This window comes from Streptomyces sp. NPDC107550, assembly GCF_055639095.1.
In genome coordinates, this window is record NZ_JBVKBC010000007.1 from 82,664 (window position 1) to 107,305 (window position 24,642).

Annotated in this window: 18 protein-coding genes; 16 read left to right on the forward strand and 2 right to left on the reverse strand. The window is 72.4% G+C overall.

The window, feature by feature from the left end; all coding sequences use genetic code 11:
- The first annotated feature begins 4 nt into the window (after positions 1-4).
- The 3 genes from ACZ7LY_RS12485 (at position 5) to ACZ7LY_RS12495 (ending at position 4,811) form a co-directional block, all read left to right on the forward strand.
- Positions 5-2,359 carry a HelD family protein gene (locus ACZ7LY_RS12485; protein ID WP_471624709.1) on the forward strand — a complete coding sequence of 785 codons (2,355 nt, stop codon included), beginning with the start codon at positions 5-7 and terminating at the stop codon, positions 2,357-2,359.
- Between the two features lie 411 nt (positions 2,360-2,770).
- Positions 2,771-4,204: an NAD-dependent malic enzyme gene (locus tag ACZ7LY_RS12490; protein ID WP_471624517.1), complete on the forward strand. Its 1,434-nt coding sequence runs from the start codon at positions 2,771-2,773 to the stop codon at positions 4,202-4,204.
- 325 nt (positions 4,205-4,529) lie between these two features.
- Complete coding sequence (locus ACZ7LY_RS12495) at positions 4,530-4,811, forward strand: HU family DNA-binding protein (RefSeq protein ID WP_016645140.1); 282 nt, start codon at positions 4,530-4,532, stop codon at positions 4,809-4,811.
- A gap of 400 nt (positions 4,812-5,211) precedes the next feature.
- Here ACZ7LY_RS12495 and ACZ7LY_RS12500 read toward each other — a convergent pair whose 3' ends face one another.
- Together ACZ7LY_RS12500 and murA are read right to left on the reverse strand one after the other, a co-directional pair.
- Complete coding sequence (locus ACZ7LY_RS12500; RefSeq protein ID WP_471624518.1) at positions 5,212-5,829, reverse strand: HAD family hydrolase; 618 nt, start codon at positions 5,827-5,829, stop codon at positions 5,212-5,214.
- A 108-nt stretch (positions 5,830-5,937) separates the two neighbouring features.
- Positions 5,938-7,284, reverse strand: coding sequence for a UDP-N-acetylglucosamine 1-carboxyvinyltransferase (murA, locus tag ACZ7LY_RS12505; RefSeq protein WP_471624519.1), 1,347 nt, complete (start codon positions 7,282-7,284; stop codon positions 5,938-5,940).
- Positions 7,285-7,538: 254 nt separating this feature from the next.
- Between murA and ACZ7LY_RS12510 the strand changes: the two genes are divergently transcribed.
- The 13 genes from ACZ7LY_RS12510 to mycP (ACZ7LY_RS12570) all read left to right on the forward strand — a co-directional run bounded on the left by ACZ7LY_RS12510 (position 7,539) and on the right by mycP (ACZ7LY_RS12570) (position 24,637).
- Positions 7,539-8,108 carry a YqgE/AlgH family protein gene (locus tag ACZ7LY_RS12510; RefSeq protein WP_471624520.1) on the forward strand — a complete coding sequence of 190 codons (570 nt, stop codon included), beginning with the start codon at positions 7,539-7,541 and terminating at the stop codon, positions 8,106-8,108.
- A 95-nt stretch (positions 8,109-8,203) separates the two neighbouring features.
- Positions 8,204-8,494, forward strand: a complete 291-nt coding sequence (locus ACZ7LY_RS12515) for a DUF3039 domain-containing protein (protein ID WP_471624521.1) — start codon at positions 8,204-8,206, stop codon at positions 8,492-8,494.
- Positions 8,495-8,698: 204 nt separating this feature from the next.
- The gene (locus ACZ7LY_RS12520) at positions 8,699-9,997 is read left to right on the forward strand and encodes an extracellular solute-binding protein (protein WP_471624522.1); all 1,299 of its coding nucleotides are present in this window, start codon (positions 8,699-8,701) and stop codon (positions 9,995-9,997) included.
- A 92-nt stretch (positions 9,998-10,089) separates the two neighbouring features.
- Positions 10,090-11,010: a carbohydrate ABC transporter permease gene (locus tag ACZ7LY_RS12525; protein ID WP_471624523.1), complete on the forward strand. Its 921-nt coding sequence runs from the start codon at positions 10,090-10,092 to the stop codon at positions 11,008-11,010.
- A complete protein-coding gene (locus ACZ7LY_RS12530) occupies positions 11,007-11,864 on the forward strand; it encodes a carbohydrate ABC transporter permease (RefSeq protein WP_471624524.1) in 858 nt (285 codons plus the stop codon). Before ACZ7LY_RS12525 ends, ACZ7LY_RS12530 begins: the two co-directional genes overlap by 4 nt.
- Positions 11,865-11,948: 84 nt before the next feature.
- Positions 11,949-13,595: a beta-N-acetylhexosaminidase gene (locus ACZ7LY_RS12535; RefSeq protein ID WP_471624525.1), complete on the forward strand. Its 1,647-nt coding sequence runs from the start codon at positions 11,949-11,951 to the stop codon at positions 13,593-13,595.
- Between the two features lie 409 nt (positions 13,596-14,004).
- Complete coding sequence (locus ACZ7LY_RS12540) at positions 14,005-14,901, forward strand: FAD binding domain-containing protein (RefSeq protein WP_471624526.1); 897 nt, start codon at positions 14,005-14,007, stop codon at positions 14,899-14,901.
- Positions 14,898-17,183, forward strand: coding sequence for a (2Fe-2S)-binding protein (locus ACZ7LY_RS12545; protein WP_471624527.1), 2,286 nt, complete (start codon positions 14,898-14,900; stop codon positions 17,181-17,183). The genes ACZ7LY_RS12540 and ACZ7LY_RS12545 overlap by 4 nt, the downstream gene beginning before the upstream one ends.
- Positions 17,180-19,501 carry a xanthine dehydrogenase family protein molybdopterin-binding subunit gene (locus ACZ7LY_RS12550; protein WP_471624528.1) on the forward strand — a complete coding sequence of 774 codons (2,322 nt, stop codon included), beginning with the start codon at positions 17,180-17,182 and terminating at the stop codon, positions 19,499-19,501. Before ACZ7LY_RS12545 ends, ACZ7LY_RS12550 begins: the two co-directional genes overlap by 4 nt.
- Before the next feature lie 162 nt (positions 19,502-19,663).
- On the forward strand, positions 19,664-20,212 hold the full coding sequence (locus ACZ7LY_RS12555; RefSeq protein WP_471624529.1) for a hypothetical protein: 549 nt from the start codon (positions 19,664-19,666) through the stop codon (positions 20,210-20,212).
- Entirely contained in the window at positions 20,212-21,921 is a 1,710-nt protein-coding gene (locus ACZ7LY_RS12560; protein ID WP_471624530.1) for a hypothetical protein, read from the forward strand. Before ACZ7LY_RS12555 ends, ACZ7LY_RS12560 begins: the two co-directional genes overlap by 1 nt.
- Positions 21,922-21,924: 3 nt before the next feature.
- A complete protein-coding gene (gene mycP, locus ACZ7LY_RS12565) occupies positions 21,925-23,298 on the forward strand; it encodes a type VII secretion-associated serine protease mycosin (RefSeq protein ID WP_471624531.1) in 1,374 nt (457 codons plus the stop codon).
- A gap of 31 nt (positions 23,299-23,329) precedes the next feature.
- Positions 23,330-24,637 carry a type VII secretion-associated serine protease mycosin gene (mycP, locus tag ACZ7LY_RS12570; protein WP_471624532.1) on the forward strand — a complete coding sequence of 436 codons (1,308 nt, stop codon included), beginning with the start codon at positions 23,330-23,332 and terminating at the stop codon, positions 24,635-24,637.
- Positions 24,638-24,642 lie beyond the last annotated feature (5 nt).

The following is a 24,642-nucleotide window of genomic DNA, read 5'->3' on the forward strand; positions in this document are numbered from 1 at the left end:
CTCCGTGCGCGACCGCGAGATCGGCGTCGAGCAGGAACACCTCGACGCCGTCTACCGGCGTCTGGAGGAGAAGATCCACGAGGCGGAGTTCCTCATGGACGACGCCGCCAAGCGCGGGCAGGTCGGCACGCCCGGCGCCCTCGCCGAGCGGGACGCCCAGGTGTTCCGCGCGGGCATCCACCTCAACCGGCTCAACAACGAGTTCGAGGACTTCCTCTTCGGCCGCATCGACCTGCTGGCCGGCAAGGACGGCAAGAAGGGCCCGGACGGCGCGTACACCGCCGTCGAGCCCGCCGAGGGCGCCGTCCGCGACGACGGCACCCGGCGGACCGCCGACATCGCCGAGACCCTGCACATCGGCCGCATCGGGGTCCTCGACGCGGACTACTCGCCGCTCGTCATCGACTGGCGGGCCCCGGCGGCGGCGCCGTTCTACCGCTCCACGCCCGTCGACCCGGGCCGCGTCGTGCGCCGCCGCGTCATCCGCTCCAAGGGCCGCAAGGTGCTCGGCGTCGAGGACGACCTCATGCGCCCCGAGCTGACCGCGTACCTGGACGGCCGTGAGCTGCCCGCCGTCGGCGACGGCGCGCTGATGGCGGCGCTCGGGCAGGCCCGCAGCCATTCCATGCGGGACATCGTCGCCTCCATCCAGGCCGAGCAGGACCAGGTCATCCGCGCGCCCGCCGCGTCGGTGACGTACGTGGAGGGCGGGCCCGGCACCGGCAAGACGGCCGTGGCGCTGCACCGGGCCGCGTACCTGCTCTACCAGGACCGGCGCCGGTACGCGGGCGGCATCCTCATCGTGTCGCCGACCCCGCTGCTCGTCGCGTACACCGAGGGCGTGCTGCCCTCGCTCGGCGAGGAGGGGCAGGTGGCGATCCGCGCCGTCGGCTCCCTCGTGGACGGCGCCGAGGCCACCGTCTACGACTCCCCGGCCGTGGCCCGCGTCAAGGGCTCCTCGCGCATGTTGAAGGTGCTGCGCAAGGCGGCCAGGGGCGCCCTGGAGACGCTGGGCGGGGAGCTGCCCGCCGACCCCGACGACGCGGAGGAGGCGGAGGAGAGCGGCCAGTTGGCGTTCGGGGACGCCGAGCCGGCCGCCGGGGCCCGTACGGTGGTGCCGGAGCGGCTGCGGGTCGTCGCGTTCGGGCGGCGCCTGGAGCTGGACGCCGGCCGTCTGAACCGCATCCGGCAGGCGGCGCTCGGCGGCACCGCCCCCGTCAACCATCTGCGCCCGCGCGCCCGCCGGCTGCTGCTCGACGCGCTGTGGGAGCAGTCCGGCGCGGCCGGCCGGCACACCGACCCGGAGCTGGCCGCCGAGCTGCGCTCCTCCTTTGACGAGGACATCACCTCCGAGGACGCGTTCACGCGCTTCCTCGACGCGTGGTGGCCCGAGCTGACGCCCCGCGCGGTGCTCGGCGCGATGGCCGACGAGAAGCGGCTCGGCCGCTGGGCGCGGCGGGTGCTGAACCCGGGCGAGGTCCGCAAGGTCGCCCGCTCCCTCAAGCGGGACGCCCTGTCGGTGCACGACGTCGCCCTGCTCGACGAGCTGCACGCGATCCTCGGCGCCCCGGCCCGCCCCCGCAAGAAGCGCGCGTACGACCCGCTCGACCAGCTCACCGGTCTGGAGGAGCTGATGCCCGTACGCGAGGAGACGCAGCGCGAGCGGGCCGAGCGGCTCGCGCAGGAACGCACCGAGTACGCGCACGTCATCGTGGACGAGGCGCAGGACCTGACGCCGATGCAGTGGCGGATGGTCGGCCGGCGCGGGCGGCACGCGACATGGACGGTCGTCGGGGACCCGGCGCAGTCCTCGTGGTCGGACCCGGACGAGGCGGGCGCCGCCCGTGACGAGGCGCTGGGCAGCCGCCCGCGCCGCCGCTTCACCCTGACCGTCAACTACCGCAACCCCTCCGAGATCGCGGACCTGGCCGCGAAGGTCCTCGCGCTCGCCATGCCGGGCGCGCAGGCGCCGTCGGCGGTCCGCTCCACGGGCGTCGAGCCCCGGTTCACGGTCGCGCGCGGCCGCCTCGGGGACGCCGTACGGGAGGAGGCCGCGCGCCTGCTGGAGCGGGTGGACGGCACGGTCGGCGTGGTCGTGGCGATGAACCGGCGGGCGGAGGCGGCGCGCTGGCTGTCCGGGCTCGGCGAGCGGGTCGTCGCGCTCGGCTCCCTTGAGGCCAAGGGCCTGGAGTACGACGCCACGGTGGTCGTCTCGCCCGCGGAGATCGCCGACGAGTCACCGGCGGGCCTGCGGGTGCTGTACGTGGCGCTGACCCGGGCCACGCAGCAGCTCACGGTCGTCTCGGGCGAGCGCGACGAGCCGGACGCGGAGGGCGTGCCCGACCTGCTGCGGGACTGAGGTCCGGCCCGGCGGGTGCGGCGTCCGGGGGCGGGTTCGTACGTCGCCGGGGACGCGCTCTTGCCTCAAGGGCCGCCGGTGTTACCGTTGATGACGGCACCGGCTCGATCCAAGCCCCCGGGCCCAACCTTCGTCCCTCAGAGGGACCACTTGCCGCGAGGCGAGCATGGCGGGCCGGTGTCATGAACGTGAGAGAGGCCCACGTCACCCTGTGACGTGGGCCTCTTGCCGTTCCTCCGCTTCTTCCCGGCCGCCCCTTCCCGCCGGGGCTGACTTCTCGTATGGTGGAAGTCAGTTTCCGAAATGGAGATGAACGTAAGTTTCACAATCCGATGCGGCTACCACGTACTCACCGGTAGGTGCGACCATCGGACGGCAACAGCTACACGGTGAAAGCAGAGGAAGTCGGCCATGGCAACGGCGCCCAGCGTCTCCTACTCGATGACGGTCCGGCTGGAGGTGCCCGCGAGCGGAACCGCCGTCTCGCAGCTCACCACCGCCGTGGAGTCCTCCGGAGGCTCGGTGACCGGCCTCGACGTCACCGCTTCCGGCCACGAGAAGCTCCGGATCGACGTCACCATCGCGGCCTCGTCGACCTCCCACGCGGACGAGATCGTCGAGCAGCTCCGCGGCATCGAGGGCGTCACCCTCGGCAAGGTCTCCGACCGTACGTTCCTGATGCACCTCGGCGGCAAGATCGAGATGGCGTCGAAGCACCCCATCCGCAACCGTGACGACCTCTCCATGGTCTACACGCCCGGCGTGGCCCGCGTCTGCATGGCCATCGCGGAGAACCCCGAGGACGCCCGCCGTCTGACCATCAAGCGCAACTCCGTTGCGGTTGTGACGGACGGCTCCGCGGTCCTCGGCCTCGGCAACATCGGCCCGAAGGCCGCCCTGCCGGTCATGGAGGGCAAGGCCGCCCTCTTCAAGCGCTTCGCCGGCATCGACGCCTGGCCGATCTGCCTGGACACCCAGGACACCGACGCCATCGTCGAGATCGTCAAGGCCATCGCCCCCGGCTTCGCGGGCATCAACCTGGAGGACATCTCCGCGCCCCGCTGCTTCGAGATCGAGGCCCGGCTGCGCGAGGCCCTCGACATCCCGGTCTTCCACGACGACCAGCACGGCACCGCCATCGTCGTGCTCGCCGCCCTGACCAACGCGCTGCGCGTCACCACCAAGGCCATCGGCGACATCCGCGTCGTCATGTCCGGCGCTGGCGCGGCCGGTACCGCGATCCTCAAGCTGCTGCTCGCCGCCGGTGTGAAGAACGCGGTGGTGGCCGACATCCACGGCGTCGTCCACGCCGACCGCGACGACCTCAAGGACGCCGACAGCGACTCGCCGCTGCGCTGGATCGCCGACAACACCAACCCCGAGGGCCTGACCGGCACGCTCAAGGAGGCCGTGGTCGGCGCCGACGTCTTCATCGGCGTCTCCGCCCCCAACGTGCTCGGCGGCGAGGACGTCGCGGCCATGGCCGAGGGCGCCATCGTGTTCGCGCTTGCGAACCCCGACCCGGAGGTCGACCCGGCCGTCGCCCGGCAGACCGCCGCCGTCGTCGCCACCGGCCGCTCCGACTTCCCGAACCAGATCAACAACGTGCTGGTCTTCCCGGGCGTCTTCCGCGGCCTGCTCGACGCGCAGTCCCGTACCGTCAACACGGAGATGATGCTGGCCGCCGCCAAGGCGCTGGCCGACGTCGTCAGCGAGGACGAGCTGAACCCGAACTACATCATCCCCAGCGTCTTCAACGACAAGGTGGCCGGTGCCGTCGCCGGTGCCGTGCGCGACGCCGCGAAGGCCGCCGGGGCGGCTGTGACGGGCACCACGACCGCCTGAGGCCCGGCGCGTCGCGGAACGCGGGGCCCCCGGGCGCCCTCTAGGGTGGCCGGGAAGCAGGCCCCCGACCCGTCTCGCGCCGGTGTGGTGGCGCTGTCCGTGTGACCCCCACGGGTGCCGGATTGGCTTTACCGCCGCTGGTGGGGGCAGGATGCTCCTCCGAGGACCACGTCCAGGGGGCGCCCCCACGGGCGCGAGGGTCTGGACGAAGGACCCGGGTCCTGGGCCTGACCCAGACCCTGGCAGCATCGGCTTCGCTGTTGCCCAACATGCGGCTCCGCCGCGTGGCACGCCTCAACGGCAAGAAGAACACGGGAGTACAAACATGAACCGCAGTGAGCTGGTGGCCGCGCTGGCCGACCGTGCCGAGGTGACCCGCAAGGACGCCGACGCCGTGCTGGCCGCGTTCGCCGAGACCGTCGGCGAGATCGTTGCCAAGGGCGACGAGAAGGTCACCATCCCCGGCTTCCTGACCTTCGAGCGCACGCACCGTGCCGCTCGTACCGCTCGTAACCCGCAGACCGGTGAGCCGATCAACATCCCGGCCGGTTACAGCGTGAAGGTTTCGGCGGGCTCCAAGCTCAAGGAAGCCGCCAAGGGCAAGTAACCCGCCCCAAGGCGCACAGAGGGCGGTTGTCCGGGATTTCCCCCCGGGCAACCGCCCTCTCCGCGTTCTTGGTGGGGGCGGGTTCCCCAAACACGGAGGGAAGCTCCCCGCGCCCCGGGGTAGTCGGTCGTCTGCGGCTGGGCGGGGCTTCTCGCGCAGTTCCCCGCGCCCCTGGAAGCGGGGCTTCGCCCCTGCTTCCCCCGATGGAGGTGGCGACGCAGTCGCCCCTCCAGGGGCGCGGGGAACTGCGCGATCAGCCACGACGAAAGTCGAGGATCTCCACGGCCGGAGCCACCCACTTACCTAGGGGCGCGGGGAACTGCGCGATCAGCCACGACGAAAGTTGAGGATCTCCACGGGTTGAGCCACCCCGCCTAGGGAACAAACCGCCGCCCGCCGGTCAGGTCAGGGTGACGTTCGTCAGGGTCTGCGTGAATGTGGTGCGGGGGGATGGGGGGATCCCCGGTACGGAAGGTACCGCGAGGACCCTGCAACCCGCCCCGACAGCCGCAGCGACCCCCGTCGGAGTGTCCTCCACCGCAAGACAGACCTCCGCCCCGACCCCGAGCGCCCGGGCGGCGGCCAGATACGGCTCAGGGTGCGGCTTGCCGCGCTCCGTGTCGCCGTTGGTCACCAGCACCGAGAACCGGTCCGCCCCGAGCGCGGAGACGACAAGCTCGGCCACATGCCGCTCGGAAGCGGTCACAAGGGCCACAGGAACCCCCAGCTCCCGCGCCCGGTCCAGAAGGGCCACCGCCCCCGGTTGCACCCGCACACCCGCCGCCACAGCCGCGCTGAACTCCCGGTCGAGCCAGGCGACGCACTCCTCGTACGGCATCGGCGTACGGCCCTCGTCGACGAGCCTGCGGGCCGCGTCCGCGAGGGTGAGCCCGGCGTAGGAGTCCGGCACGGGGCCGCCCGTCAGCCGCGCGACCACGCCGAGCCAGGACCGCTCCGTGTCGACGAGGGTGCCGTCCATGTCGGTGAGCAGGGCGGCGGGGCGGGGGAGCCGGATCATGGGAACTCGCAGGGCGTCAGAGGTGCGGACACGACGAAGGGGCCGCACCGGCGTGCGTGCCGGTCGGCCCCTTCAACGTAATGGCCCCGCGAGGGGGAGAACAGACGGTTACCCGAGCGCCTTGCCGGGAAGCTCGACCTTCGCCCCGAGTTCGACGAGCTTCTCCATGAAGTTCTCGTAACCGCGGTTGATCAGGTCGATGCCGTGCACCCGCGAGGTGCCCTGCGCCGCGAGCGCCGCGATCAGATACGAGAAGCCGCCGCGCAGGTCGGGGATGACCAGGTCGGCGCCCTCCAGCTTGGTGGGGCCGGAGACGACCGCGGAGTGCAGGAAGTTGCGCTGGCCGAAGCGGCAGTCGGAGCCGCCGAGGCACTCGCGGTAGAGCTGGATGTGCGCGCCCATCTGGTTGAGCGCGGAGGTGAAGCCGAGGCGCGACTCGTACACCGTCTCGTGGACGATGGACAGGCCGGTGGCCTGGGTGAGCGCGACGACGAGCGGCTGCTGCCAGTCGGTCTGGAAGCCGGGGTGGACGTCGGTCTCCAGCGCGATCGACTTGAGCTGCCCGCCCGGGTGCCAGAAGCGGATGCCCTCGTCGTCGATCTCGAAGGCGCCGCCGACCTTCCGGTACGTGTTGAGGAAGGTCATCATCGAGCGCTGCTGCGCGCCGCGCACGTAGATGTCGCCCTCGGTGGCGAGCGCGGCCGACGCCCAGGACGCGGCTTCGAGGCGGTCGGACAGCGCGCGGTGGGTGTAGCCGCCGAGCTTGTCGACACCGGTGACACGGATGGTGCGGTCGGTGTCCATGGCGATGATCGCGCCCATTTTCTGCAGGACGCAGATCAGGTCCTCGATCTCGGGCTCGACCGCCGCGTTGGACAGCTCGGTGACGCCCTCGGCGAGGACGGCGGTGAGCAGCACCTGCTCGGTGGCGCCGACGGAGGGGTAGGGCAGCCGGATCTTCGTGCCGCGTAGCCGCTGCGGGGCCTCCAGGTACTGGCCGTCCGCCCGCTTCTCGATGGTCGCGCCGAACTGGCGCAGCACCTCGAAGTGGAAGTCGATGGGCCGGCCGCCGATGTCGCAGCCGCCGAGGCCCGGGATGAACGCGTGGCCGAGCCGGTGCAGCAGCGGGCCGCACAGCAGGATCGGGATGCGCGAGGAACCGGCGTGCGCGTCGATGTCCGCGACGTTGGCCGACTCCACGTGCGAGGGGTCCATCACCAGCTCGCCCGGCTCCTCGCCGGGGCGGACCGTCACACCGTGCAGCTGGAGCAGTCCGCGTACGACCCGGACGTCACGGATGTCGGGGACGTTGCGCAGCCGGCTCGGCGCGCTGCCGAGGAGCGCGGCGACCATGGCCTTCGGCACGAGGTTCTTCGCGCCTCGGACACGGATCTCGCCCTCCAGCGGGGTTCCGCCGTGGACAAGCAGTACGTCGTCAATGCCGGTGACGGTCATGAATCTCGCGTTCCGAAGTGGACGGGCAGGGGGACAAGGGACAAGCGTAAGGGCCGCCCGGCCCTGTTCGTTAAGTCTCGGAGCGCACGGAACCGTCATGAGTTCGCTACAACACGAACCGTGGCGAAACGGGCGCGTGGGGTGACGGGGCGCGCGCTCGGGGCGCGTTCCGCTTCCATGCGCCCTGAGCTGCGTGCACGCGGCTCGCGCGGTGGGCTCCCCGTGCGGGCGCCGGATGCGGGATCATGTCTGGCATGACGGAGGTGTCCTCGCTCACAGGGCGACTGCTCGTGGCCACACCCGCCCTCGCGGACCCGAATTTCGACCGCGCGGTGGTGCTGCTCCTCGACCACGACGAGGAGGGCTCGCTCGGCGTCGTCCTCAACCGGCCCACGCCCGTGGACGTCGGCGACATCCTGGAGGGCTGGGGCGAGCTGGCCGGCGAGCCCGGCGTCGTCTTCCAGGGCGGGCCCGTCTCCCTGGACTCGGCGCTCGGCGTCGCCGTCATCCCCGGCGAGGCGCAGGACCGGGCGCCGCTCGGCTGGCGCCGGGTGCACGGCGCGATCGGCCTCGTCGACCTGGACGCGCCGCCGCAGCTGCTCGCGGCGGCGCTCGGCTCGCTGCGGATCTTCGCCGGGTACGCGGGCTGGGGCCCGGGCCAGTTGGAGAGCGAACTGGCGGAGGGCGCCTGGTACGTCGTCGAGTCGGAGCCCGGCGACGTCTCCGCGACGCGGCCCGAGGGGCTGTGGCGTGCGGTGCTGCGGCGCCAGCGCGGCGAGCTCGCGATGATCGCCACCTACCCGGACGACCCTTCCCTCAACTGACCGCGCGCCCGCGCCGAGGGGCGATCCGGTGCGGGCCGGTGCGAGATCCCGGCGACTCTTCGTCCCGCGCGCGGGCTTCAGTACCCTTGGCCCTTATGAGCACTCTTGAGCCCGAGCGCGGGACAGGTACGGGGACCCTCGTAGAGCCGACGCCGCAGACGTCGCACGGCGACGGCGACCACGAGCGCTTCGCCCACTATGTCCAGAAGGACAAGATCATGGCGAGCGCGCTCGACGGCACGCCTGTCGTCGCGCTGTGCGGCAAGGTGTGGGTGCCCGGACGCGACCCGAAGAAGTATCCGGTGTGCCCCATGTGCAAGGAGATCTACGAGTCGATGAACTCCGGCGGCGACGACAAGGGCAAGGACGGCGGCGGCAAGAAGTAGCCGCGCCCTTCCCCCTCTCCGCCTCCGCTTTCTCTCGCAGGGCCCTCGGTGCGCCATCGTGCGCGCCGGGGGCCCTCGTGCGTTCCCGTACGTCTTGCGCGGGCCTATTGCGCTCGGTGGTCCAGTCCTTCTAGCCTCCCTCGTGTTGTGCACAGCGAAACTGCCATTGCGTATGTTGCAACGACACTTCGGAAGGCGTACCCGATGAAGCTCCGTGCACGAACCGCCGTCCCCTTCCTGGCACTTGCCCTCACCGCCGCCGCCTGCGCCCCCGCCACCTCCGGCGGCTCCGGGCCCCGCGCCGACGACAAGAACGGCACGCTGCGCGTCTGGCTGTTCCAGGAAGTCGCCAACAAGCCCAAGCAGAAGGTCGTCGACGCCGCCGTCGCCCGCTTCGAGAAGGCGCACGAGGGCGCCCGCGTCAAGGTCGAGTACATCCCCGTCGAGACCCGCGCCGAACGCGTCAAGGCCGCCTTCAACGACCCGGCGAGCGCCCCCGACGTCATCGAGTACGGCAACACCGACACCGCCGGATACGTCCACGACGGCGGACTCGCCGACGTCAGCGCCGCGTTCCGCTCGTGGGACGAGGCCGCCGACACCGACCCCACCGCCAAGGAGTCCGTCACGGTCGGCACAAAGGTCTACGGCGCCCCCTACTTCGTCGGCGTCCGCGCCCTCTACTACCGCACCGACGTCTTCGCCGACCTCGGCCTGAAGGTGCCGAAGACACAGGCCCAGCTCGCCGCCACCGCACGAACCGTCCACAAGAAGCGCCCCGGCCTGTACGGGATCGCCGTCGGCGGCGCCTATACGTACGGCGCGCTGCCCTTCGTGTGGGCGGCCGGCGGTGAACTCGCCGCGAAGAAGGGCGACTCCTACACCTCCGCCCTCGACAGCCCCGCCGCGAAGAGGGGCATCAAGGCGTACACCGACCTGTTCGGCGACGACAACTGCCCCGCCGCCAAGTGCGCCGCGATGGGCGGCAACGACACCGTCACCGCGTTCGCCGCGGGCAAGGCCGCCATGGCCATCGGCGGCGACTTCAGCCACCAGGCCGTCGAGGCGGGCAAGGTCAAGGGCAAGTACGCGGTCGTCCCGCTGCCCGGCACCCGGCCCGGCGAGATCGCGCCCGCGTTCGCCGGGGGCAACAACATCGGCGTCCTCAAGAGCACCTCCCACCGCACGCTCGCCGTCGCGCTGATGAAGGAACTCGCCGGGAAGACGTCCCAGCGCGCCCTGTTCGACGCGATGGGCTTCCTGCCGACGTACAAGGACGTGCGCGCCGAGGCCGCGAAGAAGGAACCGTTCGTCGCGCCCTTCGTCGACACCCTCGCCGCCGGCACCAGGTTCGTGCCCGCGTCGCCGGGCTGGGCGCAGATCGACGCCTCGCTCGTCCTGCCGACCATGTTCCAGCAGATCGTCAGCGGCCGTAAGGACGTCGGCGCCGCCGCCGGGGACGCGGCCCGCAAGATGGACGAGGCGTTCGGGGCCGCCGGGTGAGGGGGACCGTGCGGGCGAGCGGGGATCGCCGGGCGGCCGTGGACCGCCGGGCGGCCGTGGACCGCCGAGGGGCCATGGATCGCCGAGGGGCCATGGATCGCCGGGGGAGCGGGAGCGCTCGGGCGGGCGGGGGTGTGGGCGGGGCGCGCCGGACCCCCTGGCTGTATCTCGCCCCCGCGCTCGCCGTGCTCGGCGCGCTCCTCGTCTACCCCGTCTACCAGCTCGGCCTGATCTCCGTCCTGCACTACACGCAGGGCCAGGTCAGCGGCGGCGAACCCACCACCTTCCGGGGCCTTGGCAACTACCGCGAGCTGTTTGCCGACAGCCAGTTCTGGCAGGTGCTCAGCTCGACCGTGCTGTTCGCCGCCGCCTGCGTCCTCGGCACCCTCCTGGTCGGCTGCGCGCTCGCCGTGCTCCTGACCCGCGTACGGGCGCTGCCGCGGCTCGCGCTGATGCTGGCCGCGCTCGGCGCGTGGGCGACGCCCGCCGTCACCGGCTCGACCGTGTGGATGTTCCTCTTCGACGCGGACTTCGGCCCGGTCAACAAGGTCCTCGGGCTCGGCGACTTCTCCTGGACGTACGGCCGCTACAGCGCGTTCGCCCTCGTCCTGCTCGAAGTGGTGTGGTGCTCCTTCCCCTTCGTCATGGTGACCGTCTACGCGGGGCTGCGCGCCATCCCGGGCGAGGTCCTGGAGGCCGCCGCCCTCGACGGCGCCTCGCAGTGGCGGACCTGGCGCTCCGTCATGGCCCCGATGCTCCGGCCCGTCCTCGTCGTCGTCACCATCCAGTCGATCATCTGGGACTTCAAGGTCTTCACCCAGATCTACGTCATGACGGGCGGCGGCGGCATCGCGGGCCAGAACCTCGTGCTCAACGTGTACGCCTACCAGAAGGCGTTCGCCGCGAGCCAGTACAGCCTCGGCTCCGCCATCGGCGTCGTCATGCTGGTCATCCTGCTCGCCGTCACGCTCGTCTATCTGCGGCTGATGCGCAGGGAAGGGCGGGAACTGTGAACGTCCGCAGCACCCCGCGCGCGTGGCGCCCGCGCCGCCCCGGCCGGCTCGCCGCCGAGGGCGTCGCGCTGCTCACCGCGCTCGTCGTCGCCTTCCCCCTGTACTGGATGGTGCTCGGCGCCTTCCGCCCGGCCGGCGAGATCGAGTCCAGCACGCCGCGCCCGTGGACGCTCAGCCCGACGCTCGACTCCTTCCGCCGCGTCTTCCAGCAGCAGGACTTCGGCCGGTACTTCGCCAACAGCCTGCTCGTCGCCGGGACCGTCGTCGTCGCCTCCGCGCTCATCGCGTTCCTCGCGGCGACCGCCGTCACCCGGTTCCGCTTCCGGTTCCGTACGACACTTCTCGTCATGTTCCTCGTCGCGCAGATGGTGCCCGTGGAAGCGCTCACCATCCCGCTGTTCTTCCTCATGCGCGACGCGGGGCAGCTCAACTCGCTGGGCGCGCTGATCCTGCCGCACCTCGCCTTCTCCCTGCCGTTCGCCATCTGGATGCTGCGCGGGTTCGTCAAGGCGGTGCCGGAGGCGCTGGAGGAGGCCGCGTACATCGACGGGGCGAGCCGGGCCCGGTTCCTGTGGCAGATCCTCTTCCCGCTCGTCCTGCCGGGACTCGTCGCCACCAGCGTCTTCTCCTTCATCTCCACCTGGAACGACTTCCTGTTCGCCAAGTCCTTCATCATCAGCGACACCTCACACTCGACGCTGCCCATGGCCCTGCTCGTCTTCTTCAAACCGGAGGAGAACGACTGGGGCGGCATCATGGCGGCGTCCACCGTGATGACCGTCCCCGTACTCGTCTTCTTCACGCTCGTCCAGCGGCGCCTGGTGTCCGGTCTCGGCGGCGCGGTCAAGGACTGACGCGGTCGCTCACGGACTGAGCGGTCAAGGACCGGCTCAGGCGGTCAAGGACTGAGCGGTCACGGCTGAAAGGGTCTTACGCACATGGCACTCACCGATCTCGTCCCCGCCCCCCGGCGCATCGCCGCGGGCGAGGGCACGTACACCCTCGGCGACCACACCGGCATCGCCGCCGACCCCGGCACCGAGGACACCGCCCGCTGGCTGCGCGCCACCCTCGGCGCCGCCACCGGCCTCGCCCTGCCGCCCGCCGCCCCGCCCGGCGCCGGAGCACCCGCAGCCCCCGACACCCTGCGCCTGCGCCTCGATCCCGCGCTGGCCCCCGAGGCGTACCGCCTGACCGTCACCTCCGACGGCGCCGACCTCGCGGGCGGCGACGCGGCCGGCGTCTTCTGGGCCGCCCAGACGCTGCGTCAACTCCTCGGCCCCGACGCCTGCCGGCGCGCCCCGCTGCCCGGCCGCACCTGGGAGCTGCCCGCCGCCCGCATCGAGGACGCGCCGCGCTTCGGCTGGCGCGGCGCCATGCTCGACGTCGCCCGGCACTTCATGCCGAAGGACGGCGTGCTGCGCTTCCTCGACCTGATGGCCGCGCACAAGCTGAACGTCTTCCACTTCCACCTGACCGACGACCAGGGCTGGCGCGTGGAGATCAAGCGCCACCCCCGCCTCACCGAGCACGGCTCATGGCGGACGCGGACGAAATCCGGCCACCGGGCGTCCCCCCTCTGGGACGACCGGCCGCACGGCGGCTACTACACGCAGGACGACATCCGCGAGATCGTCGCCTACGCGCGGGCCCGGCATATCGCGGTCGTGCCCGAGATCGACGTACCCGGCCACTCGCAGGCCGCCATCCACGCGTATCCGGAACTCGGCAACACCGACGTCATCGACACGTCATCCCTCCCCGTCTGGGACACCTGGGGTGTCAATCCGAACGTACTCGCCCCCACTGACAACGTGCTCCGGTTCTACGAGGGCGTCTTCGAGGAACTCCTCGGCCTGTTCCCCGCCGAGACCTCGCCGTTCGTCCACATCGGCGGCGACGAGTGCCCCAAGGACCAGTGGAAGGCGTCCCCGGCCGCCCAGGCCCGCATAGCCGAACTCGGCCTGAAGGACGAGGACGAGCTGCAGTCCTGGTTCATCCGGCACTTCGACACCTGGCTCGCCGCGCGCGGCCGCCGGCTCATCGGCTGGGACGAGATCCTCCAGGGCGGCCTCGCGCCCGGCGCCGCCGTCTCCTCCTGGCGCGGCTACGCGGGCGGCATCACCGCCGCCCGTGCGGGACACGACGTCGTCATGTGCCCCGAGCAGCAGGTCTACCTCGACCACCGGCAGGCACCCGGCGACGACGAGCCCGTCCCCATCGGCTACGTCCGCACCCTGGAGGACGTCTACCGGTTCGAGCCCGTACCGCCCGAGTTGACGCCCGATGAGGCCCGGCACGTCCTCGGCACCCAGGCCAACCTGTGGACCGAGGTCATGGAGGACGCCCGGCGCGTCGACTACCAGGCGTTCCCGCGCCTCGCCGCGTTCAGCGAGGTCGCCTGGAGCGAACTGCCCCGGCCCGCCGCCCGCGACTACGCCGACTTCACGCGCCGCATGGAGGGCCACTACCGGCGGCTCGACGCGCTCGGCGTCGACTACCGCCCGCCCACAGGCCCGTTGCCCTGGCAGCGGCGCCCCGGGCTGCTCGGACGCCCGATCGAAGGGGCACCCCCGAACGTGTGAGTCCGGCGGGCGCGCGGCGTGTCCCCCGGGAGCGGGAAGCCCGGCGTGCCTCCCCGCGCGCGTAAGCCGCCCGCCCCGCGCCCGCGACCGGCACTTATTTCCCGCGTACGTCACCGCATACATCGCCGAAGAGTGCCAATTCGCCCTCAATGCAGATGTGCCGCCCATGAGGTCATCTCCCAGGTGGAAGGGGCGAATGCCTCCTACCGGACCCCCTCTCCGGGCACCTGGGAGAATGTGCCAGAGTTGCCACGTCCGGCCTGTCAGCACGTACCGTACGGCGGAACAGGCGTAACGGCGGTAACGGCGGTCACGCGACAGGACGGCAGGCCACACACGGCCGCGCCGACTAGGGGTGATCACCGGGTCCACCGGGCGCGCGGCCGGGCATCGGGAAGGGGCAGCCGGTTTGACCACGCACGCACCGCAGGCGACACAGGCCGCGGTACTTCCGGGTTCGCTGGACGAGGCGGTCGCGGCGCTCGCCGCCCTGCCCGCAGCCGTGCCCGTGGCCGGCGGCACCGACCTCATGGCCCAGGTCAACGCGGGTCAACTCCGCCCCGCCGCCCTCGTCGGCCTCGGCCGGATCAGCGAGATCCGCGGCTGGCAGTACCAGGACGGCCACGCGCTGCTCGGCGCCGGACTCACCCACGCCCGCATGGGCCGCCCCGACTTCGCCGCCCTCATGCCCGCGCTCGCCGCCTCCGCGCGCGCGGCGGGCCCGCCCCAGATCCGCAACGCGGGCACCCTCGGCGGCAACATCGCCTCCGCCGCCCCCACCAACGACTCGCTGCCCGTCCTCGCCGCCCTCGACGCCACCCTGATCATCGCCGGGCCCGGCGGCGCCCGCCGCGAGGTCCCCGTCTCGCACCTGCTCGCCGGCATGGAGATGCTGCGCCCCGGCGAGCTGATCGGCTTCGTCCGCGTGCCGCTGCTGCACGCCCCGCAGGTCTTCCTCAAGGCGACCGGACGCACCGGCCCCGGCCGCGCGATGGCGTCCGTCGCTCTCGTCCTCGACCCGGCCAGGCGCGGGGTGCGCTGCGCGGTCGGCGCCATCGCGCCGATGCCGCTGCGGCCCCTGGAGGCCGAGAGCTGGGTCGCCTCGCTCATCGACTGGGACGGCGAGCGCGGCGCGCTCGTACCGGAGGCGGTGCGGGCGTTCGGCGAGTACGTCGCCGCCGCCTGCATCCCCGACCCCGCCCCGGCCCCGGACGGCACCCAGGAGACGCTGCCGCCCGCCGTACTGCATCTGCGGCGCACCGTCGCCGTGCTGGCCCGACGTGCACTTGGGAGGGCGCTGTCGTGACGAACGAGTACCACGGTTCGGGCGGAGAGACCGGTCCCGGTCCTGGCCCCGGTCCCGGCCCTGACGGCTGGCAGCCGGTGCCGCGCGGCGAATACGACTCCGATGCCACCGCCTTCGTCCAGTTGCCGCCCGAGGGCTTCCCCGACGAGGCGCCCCTCGCCGCGCCCGGCCACGGCTATGTGCCGCCGCAGATAACGGTGAGCCCGGCCACCGGTGCCGCCGCCACCGATCCGGCGGCCACCGGGGTCTGGATGCTCCCGCCGGAACTGACCGGCGCGGGCGGGCACTCCCATGCGGAGCACTCGCCGTTCGAGCACCCGCAGGGCCAGCACCCTCAGGGCCAGCACCCGCCGGTCGAGCAGGCGCAGGGCCAGCATCCTCAGGGTGAGCACTCGCCGTTCGAGCACCCGCAGGCCCAGCACCCGCAGGGCGAGCAGGCGGCGCATGTGGCGCACCCGCAGGCCGGGCACCCGCCGGTGGAGCCGCAGCAGGCGGCGCCCTGGTCGATCCCGCTGGCCGAGAGCGAACTGCCCGACGAGTCGGGGGAGTTCACCACGTCGGCGCTGGCCGCGCACTGGGGCGACCGGACGCCGCCCGCCACGCTGCCCGGGGGCGCTCCGGCGCCCTGGGCCTCGGAGGCGTGGGCGCGGGACGCGGCGGAACCGGCGGCGGAGCCCGTCGCGGAGCCGGTCGTGGAGCCGGCGCCCGAGCCGGTGGCGGAATCCGTCCCGGGGGCCGAAGCCGCGGCGCTGCCGGATGCCTCCGCGGCGCCCGAAGCCGTCAGCGAGGCCGCTCCGGAACCGGCGCAGGAGGCTGAGGCACCGGCGCCGGAAGCCGCCCCGGACGCCCCTGCGGAAGCCGAGGCAGCCCCGGCGGACGCCGAAACGACCGAGGAAACCCCCGCCGACGAGCCCGACCAGCCCGAGGCGACGGAAGCGCCCGAGGCGACGGACGTGCCCGAGCCCGCCGAAGCCCCCGCCGACGCGACGGAAGCCAAGGACGCCCCCGCCACCCCCGAGGCACCCGAAACAAGCGAAACCACCGCCACCGGCGAAACCACCGCCACCCCCGAAACCACCGCCACCGGCGAAACCGCTGAGCCCGCCCCCACGTTCCTCCACGACGACCAGCCGCTCATGAGCTACGTCCTGCGGGTCAACGGCTCGGACCGCCCCGTCACGGACGCCTGGATCGGCGAGTCGCTGCTGTACGTACTGCGTGAGCGCCTCGGCCTCGCCGGTGCCAAGGACGGCTGCTCGCAGGGCGAGTGCGGCGCGTGCAACGTGCAGGTGGACGGCCGTCTCGTAGCCTCCTGCCTGGTTCCGGCGGCGACCACCGCCGGCAGCGAGGTCCGTACGGTCGAGGGTCTGGCCGAGGACGGCCGGCCCTCCGACGTGCAGCGCGCGCTGGCCGAGTGCGGCGCGGTGCAGTGCGGTTTCTGCGTGCCCGGCATGGCGATGACCGTGCACGACCTCCTCGAAGGCAACCCGGACCCGACCGACCTGGAGACCCGCCAGGCCCTGTGCGGCAACCTCTGCCGCTGCTCCGGCTACCGGGGCGTGCTCGACGCCGTACGGCAGGTCGCGGGGGAGCGGCGCGCGTCGGCGCAGTCGGCGTCCGAGGAGACCACGGAGACCTCCGCGCGGCCCGGCGAGGGCACGGAAAGCTCCGGCGCCGAGGGCCGCATCCCGCATCAGGCGGGCCCGGCGCTCGGCGAGGCGTTCCGCTCGCCCCGCACGCGTGGCACGCAGGGCGCCGCCCAGGAGGGCCAGACCGCGGACCAGCCGCCGTCGTACGAGCAGCCGCGGCAGCAGTCGCAGCCGTACGAGGAGTCCCAGCCCTACGAGCAGCCGCAGCCGCAGCCGCAGCCGTACGAGGAGTCCCCGGCGTACGAGCCCCACGCGGAGGCCCAGCCGTACCAGGAGACCCCTGCGTACCAGGAGCCCCACGCGTACGGGGAGCAGCAGCCGTACCCCGGGCAGGGCGCGTTCCCGGGCCCGCACGACTTCCCGACCCCGCACGACTTCCAGCTCCCGCCGGACGCTCACACGCCCCACGACCCTCAGGTGCCCCACGCCCCCCAGGCGCCCCACGAGCCGCAGATGCCCCACGAGCCGCATGACCCGGACCCCCAGGGCTTCGAGAAGACGCGGGAGTTCCCGAGGATCACGCCGGGGCAGGCACCCCCGTACGACCCGGCACAGGACCCGGCAAGGGACCCGGCACGGCCGCAGGACCACCCGGGCCCGCACACCTTCCCGAACGGAGGCGAGGACGCGTGAGCAACGAGACGACCGAGGCCCCCGCGGCCCCCGCCGTCGCCGAACCTGAGCCGCTGCCGCACGGCCTCGGCACGACCCTGCCGTCGACGCACGCGCGCGCGAAGGCGGAGGGCACCTTCCCGTACGCCTCCGACCTGTGGGCCGAGGGCCTGCTGTGGGCGGCGATTTTGCGTTCCCCGCACGCCCACGCGCGCGTGGTCTCCATCGACACCACCCACGCGCGTGAGATGCCCGGCGTGCGCGCGGTCGTCACGCACGAGGACGTGCCCGGCGGGCCGCTGCCCGGCCACCGCACGGCGGACCGCCCGGTGTTCGCCTCCGACGTCGTACGCCACCACGGCGAGGCCCTCGCCGCCGTGGCCGCCGACCACCCGGACACCGCGCGGATGGCGGCGGCGGCGATCGTCGTCGAGTACGAGGTCCTGGAGCCGGTCACCGACCCCGAGCAGTCGTTCGGCGCGGAGCCGCTGCACCCGGACGGCAACCTGATCCGGCACATCCCGCTGCGCCACGGCGACACCGCGGCGACCGGCGAGGTGATCGTCGAGGGCCTGTACCGCATCGGCCGCCAGGACCCCGCGCCCATCGGCGCCGAGGCCGGTCTCGCCGTGCCCCGGCCCGACGGCGGCGTCGAGCTGTACATCGCGTCCACCGACCCGCACGGCGACCGCGATCTCGCCGCCGCGCGCTACGGGTTGGAGCCCGAGCGCGTCAAGGTCGTCGTCACCGGCGTGCCCGGCGCGACGGCCGACCGCGAGGACCCGAGCTTCCATCTGCCGCTCGGTCTGCTCGCGCTGCGCACCGGCTGCCCGGTCAAGCTCACCGCCACCCGCGAGGAGTCCTTCCTCGGCCACCCGCACCGCCACCCGACTCTGCTGCGCTACCGCCATCACGCGGACGCGGAAGGGAAGTTGGTGAAGGTGGAGGCGCAGATCCTGCTCGACGGCGGCGCGTACGCGGACACGTCCTCGGACGCCCTCGCGGCGGCCGTCGCCTTCGCCTGCGGCCCGTACGTCGTGCCGCACGCGTCCATCGAGGGCTGGGCCGTGCGCACCAACAACCCGCCGTCCGGGCACGTACGGGGTGAGGGCGCGCTCCAGGTGTGCGCCGCGCACGAGGCGCAGATGGACAAGCTGGCGAAGAAACTCGGCCTGGATCCCGCCGAGTTGCGCATGCGTAACGTGCTGGCGACCGGCGACGTCCTGCCCACGGGCCAGACCGTCACCTGCCCGGCGCCCGTCGCCGAACTCCTTGACGCCGTACGGGAGTTCCCGCTGCCCGCGCTGCCCAAGGACACCCCCGCCGATCAGTGGCTGCTGCCGGGCGGGCCCGAGGGCGCGGGCGAGCCGGGCGCGGTGCGCCGGGGCGTCGGCTACGGCATCGGCATGGTGCACATGCTGGGCGCCGAGGGCGCCGACGAGGTCTCCACGGCCACCGTCAAGGTCCACGACGGCGTCGCCACCGTCATCTGCGCGGCCGTCGAGACCGGCCAGGGCTTCAGCACGCTCGCCCGCCAGATCGTGCAGGACACCCTGGGCGTCGACGAGGTCCACGTGGCCCCGGTCGACACCGACCAGCCGCCCGCGGGGCCCGGCTGCCGGGGGCGCCACACCTGGGTGTCGGGCGGCGCGGTGGAACGGGCCGCGAAGATGGTCCGTACGCAGCTTCTCCAGCCGCTGGCCCACAAGTTCGGCATGTCCACCGAGCTGCTCCAGATCGCCGACGGCAAGATCACCTCGTACGACGGTGTGCTCTCCACCACGGTCCAAGAGGCCATGGAGGGCAAGGAGTTGTGGGCGACGGCGCAGTGCCGGCCGCACCCCACCGAGCCGTTGGACGCGGACGGGCAGGGCGACGCGTTCGTGGGCCTCGCGTTCTGCGCGATCCGCGCGGTCGTGGACGTCGACATCGAGATCGGCTCCGTACGCGTCGTCGAACTCGCCGTCGCCCAGGACGTCGGCCGCGTCCTCAACCCGGGCCGGCTCGCCGCGCGCATCGAGGCGGGCGTCACGCAGGGCGTGGGAGCGGCGCTCACCGAGAACCTGCGCACCCCCAAGGGCATCGTCCGCCGCCCCGACCTCACCGGTTACGCGCTGCCGACCTCGCTGGACGCCCCCGACATCCGCATCGTCAAGCTGGTCGAGGAGCGGGACGTCGTGGCCCCGTTCGGCGCGAAGGCCGTGAGCGCGGCGCCCGTCGTCGCGGCCCCGGCGGCGGTCGCCTCCGCGGTGCGCGCCGCGACCGGCCGCCCCGTCAACCGCCTCCCGATCCGCCCCCAGGCCGCCACGGTCACCGACGCCTCCGACCAGCCGGCGTGACACCGGGAACTGTTACACCCGGTGGCGTTCTGTGACCTGATGTGAGTTGTCTCCGCCCTGGGGCGACTGTGAACTGTCAGTGTCCGTCGCTAAAGTTGGGACGACTTCGGCTGCGACGGGGGCAGTACGGGGGCATACGGGGGCACGGGGAGGACGAACACGATGGCGGAAGAAAAGACCGACGGCTCGACCGGCCTCGGAGGCTGGGTCGGAGCGGTCATCGGCGTGGCGCAGGGCGCGGTCGGTGACCTGGTCACGGAACTCGAGTCGTTCACGAAGTTCCAGCAGCGGGTGGAACAACTGATCAAGGACCTGAAAGCGTCTCCGGCCGGCCCGGAAAAGGTCAGCGAGGGTGTCCTGGTGCGCGCCAAGTTCGGTGGCGGCCACAAGGGGTGGCACGAGGCGGACGGCCTCTACACCCAGTACGACACCGTCATCACGGACTTGGAGAACCTCTCGAAGGTCCTCTCCGACTCCATCGAGGCCATGGGCATCGCGGTCATGGCCTCTCACAAGGGCTACGAGAACGTCGACCTGGACGTGCGCCGCCGCATGGCGGCCATCAGCGCGGAGACGACACGGCATTACGGCGGGGAGTACGTCCCCGAGGCGGACACGCAGGACACGGGCGGGCAGCCGAAGAACGCCGAAGGCCCGGCCGATGCGCAGAGGAAGAGCGCCGGCGGGGGTTACACGGGCGGGAGTGCGTGATGGCTGGACAGAAGAAGACGTCTTTCGACGGCATGACTCATGAGCAGATGCTGGCCTGGCTCGACGAGGCGGATGCCGAGACCGTGCAGGGGGCGGCGGACAGGCTGGCCGCGGCGGCCAAGGAGATCCACAGCATCGCCGACGAACTCAAAGTGCGCCCTCAGTGGGTCACTTGGAAGGGCGAGGGGGCCGACTCGTTCCGTCAGTGGGCGGGCAAGCTGGCTACGACCACCGTGGCGCTGGGCGATTACAGTCAGGACTCCTCGACCTGGCTCGGCCATGCCGCTCAGGCCATCAGCAAGGCCAAGACCTCGGTGCCGCGCGACAAGAACGTGGACGCCAACATCGACGCGGCCCGGTCGGCGCACAACGACCCGGACGCTCAGACGATCCTCTCGAAGAACATGGCGGTCCGTCAGCAGACCGCCGACGAGCTGGACAAGCTCGGCCAGGCGTACTCGCTGTCCACCTCCCAGATGGCGGCGGCCCGCAAGCCGGACCTCTTGAAGTTCCCGCCGCCGCCCACGGCCATTCAGGACCCCGACCGGGCGAAGATCGACAGCGGTGGCGATGTCCAGCGTCCCGGTACAGGGACCGTGGCGCACGGGCCGGCCACCGGCCGTACCCCGTCCGTCACGGGCGGGCCCGGCGGCGGGGAGAGCAGTGCCCATGCCGCACCGGCGGGAAGCGAGGGGCGGGCCGTGGCCGGCCCGCCTCCCCAGGTGGGCCCTGTTCCGTCACACGGAGACCTCACGCCTCCGTCCGTGGGTTCCGCCCCGCCGGACGCGCCCACTGCCACGGAGATCGACTCCGTGACGGCTCCGCCGGAGACCGCCAGGCCTTCGGGCCCGGCCACAGGCGGCCCGGCTCCCTCGGTTCCCTCGCCCGGGCAGGCGGTCACTCCGGCGCCGGGCATGATCCCTCCGGTCGCTTACGGCACCGGAGGCGGCCGGAGCACGAGCCCCATCGCGGGCACCGCGCGTGGCACCGCTCCCGTGGCGGGTGGGGGTGGCGGCCAAGCGCGCGCGGGGGCGTCCGCCGCCGGGACCAACGGTCGGCCGAGCACCTCAGGTCCGCGCGGCACGGTGATGCCCGGCCAAAGCGGCTCGGCCACGGGGAGGGCCGGGGGCCCGGGCGCGGTCGGACGCGGTCCTGCGGCCGGCGGGGTGACGGGTGGCCGCCCACAGCCCGTCACCGGGAAGCAGACCGGCATTCCGCGTGGCACCGTCATGGGCGGTGAAGGCGCCGCTGCTGGTCGCGGCGGGGCCACGGGTGCGGCTCGCGGCGCGGGCGGTAGCGCCGGCCGAGCGGGGACCGCCGCACAAGGAATGACGGGTGGAAGGCCCGGCCGGTCCGCTACGGGGCGTTCTGGCGCCGGGGCCCAGGCCGGCCGAGCCGAGGGCGGAATCGTCGGGGGCCGTGCACAGCGGCAGAACCGGGCGAACCAGCGCTCGTTCAGCCCGGGCGGGACCGGACTCGTACGCGGTCAGCAGGGCGGTGCCGTCGATGAGGCAGAGGAGACGCGGCGCAGCGGACGGCAGCAGCCAGGCGGCGCCGCGCCGCGCGGCGCCCGTCCCGGCTCCCCGCGAGACGAGGAGCGCAGTGAGCGGCCCGACTACGTGACCGAGGACGAGCAGACCTGGCGACCGGACGACCGGCGCAACGTCCCCAAGGTCGTCGAAGACGCAGAGAACAACAGCGAGAGGTAGCGCATGCCCCCCATCAGCACCCGTCCAAGGCGCCGCGGCGCGGCCGCTGCGGCGTTCCTCGGCCTGCTGCTGGTGGGCACGGCCGCATCACCGGCCTACGCAGAGACCACCCGATCCCAGCAGTGGTTCCTCGATGTCATGCGAGCCGACAGCATGTGGAAGTCGAGTACGGGTGAGGGGGTGACGGTCGCCGTCATCGACACCGGCGTGGACCCGGACAACCCTGACCTCAAGGGCCGTGTCCTTCCCGGCAAGGACCTGGCCACAGGACTGACGGGTGACGCGCACACCGATTACGACGGCCACGGCACGGGCATGGCGGGACTGATCGCCGGCACGGGCGCCTATGGCGGGGGACAGGGGGCGTTCGGGCTCGCGCCGGGCGCGAAGATCCTGCCGATCCGTCTGCCGGACGGCGAGAAAGCGAACAACGGTGCCGCCGCCGACGCTGAGTTTCTGAAGGCCGCTGCCACCGGGGTCCGGTACGCCGCGGACCAGGGCGCCAAGGTCATCAACATCTCTCAGGGCGTCCAGACCACCTCCGCGCAACTGACCGCGGCGGTCGACTACGCCCTGCGCAAGGGCTCCCTGATCTTCGCCGGAGTCGGCAACAGCGGTAACGGCAGCAACTTGGTGCAGTATCCGTCCGGCACCCCGGGGGTCGTCGGCGTAGGAGCTGTCGGCAAGGACCTCAGCAAGACGCCCGAGTCTCAGCACGGCCCCCAGGTGGACATCGCGGCCCCCGGCGACGAGATGGTGCACGCCTGCGGCGGCAAGACCGGGCTCTGCAAGACGCACGGCACGAGTGACGCGACGGCGTTGGCCTCGGCGAGTGCGGCTTTGATCTGGTCGAAGCATCCTGACTGGACGAACAATCAGGTGCTGCGGGTCATGCTGAACACGATCGGCGGGCCGGAGGATGGCGCGAAGCGGAACGACGGGATCGGGTACGGGATTGTGCGTCCGCGTATTGCGTTGAAGTCGCCGGGGGATCCGGGCCCGGCGGGTAAGTTCCCGATGGCGGATTATCCGGTGGCGGCGGCTGGGAAGTCGCCGTCGGGTGAGCCGTCGAGGGCGACGGGTGCCATGCCGGCGGATTCCTCCGCCTCTTCGGATGCCGGTAACTCCTGGGTGTGGAAGGGAGTTGGCGCGGGTGTAGTGGTGGTGTTGATCGGTGCGTTCGGTGTGCTGGTGATGCGTAAGCGCCGTCAGAACGACCGTGAGGCCGCAGCGGCATCCCCGTACGCACCCCAACAGGGCTACCCCCAGCCCCCGTACGGCGCTCAGCAGCCCTACGGCAACCAGCCCCCGTATCCGCCGCAGCAGCCGTACGGACCGCCGCCCCCGGGCCAGCAGCCCGACCATGATCGGCGCTGAGGGCCGCGTGCCGTCCCGTACCCGAGACCACATGCCGACCCGCGTCGCCGTCATCGCTCTGTTCGCCGCGCTCGTGGCGGCGACGGCAACGCCGACGGCGGAAGCCGCTTCGACCCGTTCCCGGCAGTGGTTCCTCGATGCCATGCAGGCCGAGAACATGTGGACGACGAGCAAGGGCGAGGGCATCACCGTGGGGCTGGTCGACACGGGTGTCGACGCTTCCAACCCCGATCTCCGGGGGCGCGTCCTGCCGGGGAAGGACCTGGCTACGGACGAGCCCGGCGACGCCCATACCGATCTGGACGGTCACGGCACGGGGATGGCCGGTCTGATCGCGGGGACGGGCGCGTACGGTGGCGGTCAGGGCGCCTACGGCCTCGCTCCCGGCGCCAGGATCCTCCCGATCCGACTCCCCGACACGACGAAGGCGGCGAACGTCTGGGAGGCGAACGCCAAGTTCGACACGGCGGCCGCCCAGGCCATCCGGTACGCGGCGGACCAGGGAACAAAGATCATCAACGTCTCCCAGGGCGCCACCGGCAAAGCCACGGAGTTCAAGAAGCTCGCGGCCGCGGTGGCCTATGCCCTCAAGAAGGGCTCCCTGGTCTTCGCGGCCGTGGGCAACAACGGCGACAAGGGCGACAAGCTCGGCTTCCCGGCTGCTACGCCCGGTGTCGTCGGCGTGGGAGCCATTGGCAAGGACCTGCATGCCGCGCCGTGGTCCACTCACGGCAAGCAGGTCGACGTGGCTGCCCCCGGCGACGAGATGGTGCACGCCTGCGGCGGAAAGACCGGTCTGTGCAAGACGCGAGGCACGAGTGACGCGACGGCGCTGGCCTCGGCGAGCGCGGCGCTGATCTGGTCCAAGCACCCTGACTGGACGAACAATCAGGTACTTCGGGTCATGCTGAACACGATCGGTGGTCCGACGGACGGTGCGAAGCGCAACGACTCCATCGGGTACGGGATCGTGCGTCCGCGCATCGCCCTGACGAACCCTGGTGACCCGGGCCCGGCGGGCAAGTTCCCCATGGCGGATCACCGCGCTCCTCGCGCCGGTTCCTCCTCCGCCGACGCGGCGAAGCCGCCGCTTGGCCGCGATGTGCAGTCGTCGGGCTTGAAGGAGCCGACGCAGATCGGCGGCCCAGGGCTGTGGGCCGGCCTCGGAGCGGGCCTCGCTGCGCTGTTCGGCGTGGGCTGCTTCGTCGCTCGCAGGCGCCGAGCCAGCAGGCAGCCCCCGGTCCGATCCTCATTCGATGCGCAACCGCCTGGTCCGGGCGCCCCCTACCCGGCGCCGCCGCGCCCCGAGCAAGGCCCGTACTCGTCACACAGAACTTGAGGTAG

Excerpts from the sequence above, each read along its gene's own strand:
- ACZ7LY_RS12490 (WP_471624517.1), top strand. The coding sequence starts at position 2,771 with ATGGCAACGGCGCCCAGCGTCTCCTACTCGATGACGGTCCGGCTGGAG.
- ACZ7LY_RS12495 (WP_016645140.1), top strand. The coding sequence starts at position 4,530 with ATGAACCGCAGTGAGCTGGTGGCCGCGCTGGCCGACCGTGCCGAGGTG.
- ACZ7LY_RS12500 (WP_471624518.1), bottom strand. The coding sequence starts at position 5,829 with ATGATCCGGCTCCCCCGCCCCGCCGCCCTGCTCACCGACATGGACGGC.
- murA (WP_471624519.1), bottom strand. The coding sequence starts at position 7,284 with ATGACCGTCACCGGCATTGACGACGTACTGCTTGTCCACGGCGGAACC.
- ACZ7LY_RS12510 (WP_471624520.1), top strand. The coding sequence starts at position 7,539 with ATGACGGAGGTGTCCTCGCTCACAGGGCGACTGCTCGTGGCCACACCC.
- ACZ7LY_RS12515 (WP_471624521.1), top strand. The coding sequence starts at position 8,204 with ATGAGCACTCTTGAGCCCGAGCGCGGGACAGGTACGGGGACCCTCGTA.
- ACZ7LY_RS12520 (WP_471624522.1), top strand. The coding sequence starts at position 8,699 with ATGAAGCTCCGTGCACGAACCGCCGTCCCCTTCCTGGCACTTGCCCTC.
- ACZ7LY_RS12525 (WP_471624523.1), top strand. The coding sequence starts at position 10,090 with ATGGATCGCCGGGGGAGCGGGAGCGCTCGGGCGGGCGGGGGTGTGGGC.
- ACZ7LY_RS12535 (WP_471624525.1), top strand. The coding sequence starts at position 11,949 with ATGGCACTCACCGATCTCGTCCCCGCCCCCCGGCGCATCGCCGCGGGC.
- ACZ7LY_RS12555 (WP_471624529.1), top strand. The coding sequence starts at position 19,664 with ATGGCGGAAGAAAAGACCGACGGCTCGACCGGCCTCGGAGGCTGGGTC.
- ACZ7LY_RS12560 (WP_471624530.1), top strand. The coding sequence starts at position 20,212 with ATGGCTGGACAGAAGAAGACGTCTTTCGACGGCATGACTCATGAGCAG.
- mycP (WP_471624531.1), top strand. The coding sequence starts at position 21,925 with ATGCCCCCCATCAGCACCCGTCCAAGGCGCCGCGGCGCGGCCGCTGCG.
- mycP (WP_471624532.1), top strand. The coding sequence starts at position 23,330 with ATGCCGACCCGCGTCGCCGTCATCGCTCTGTTCGCCGCGCTCGTGGCG.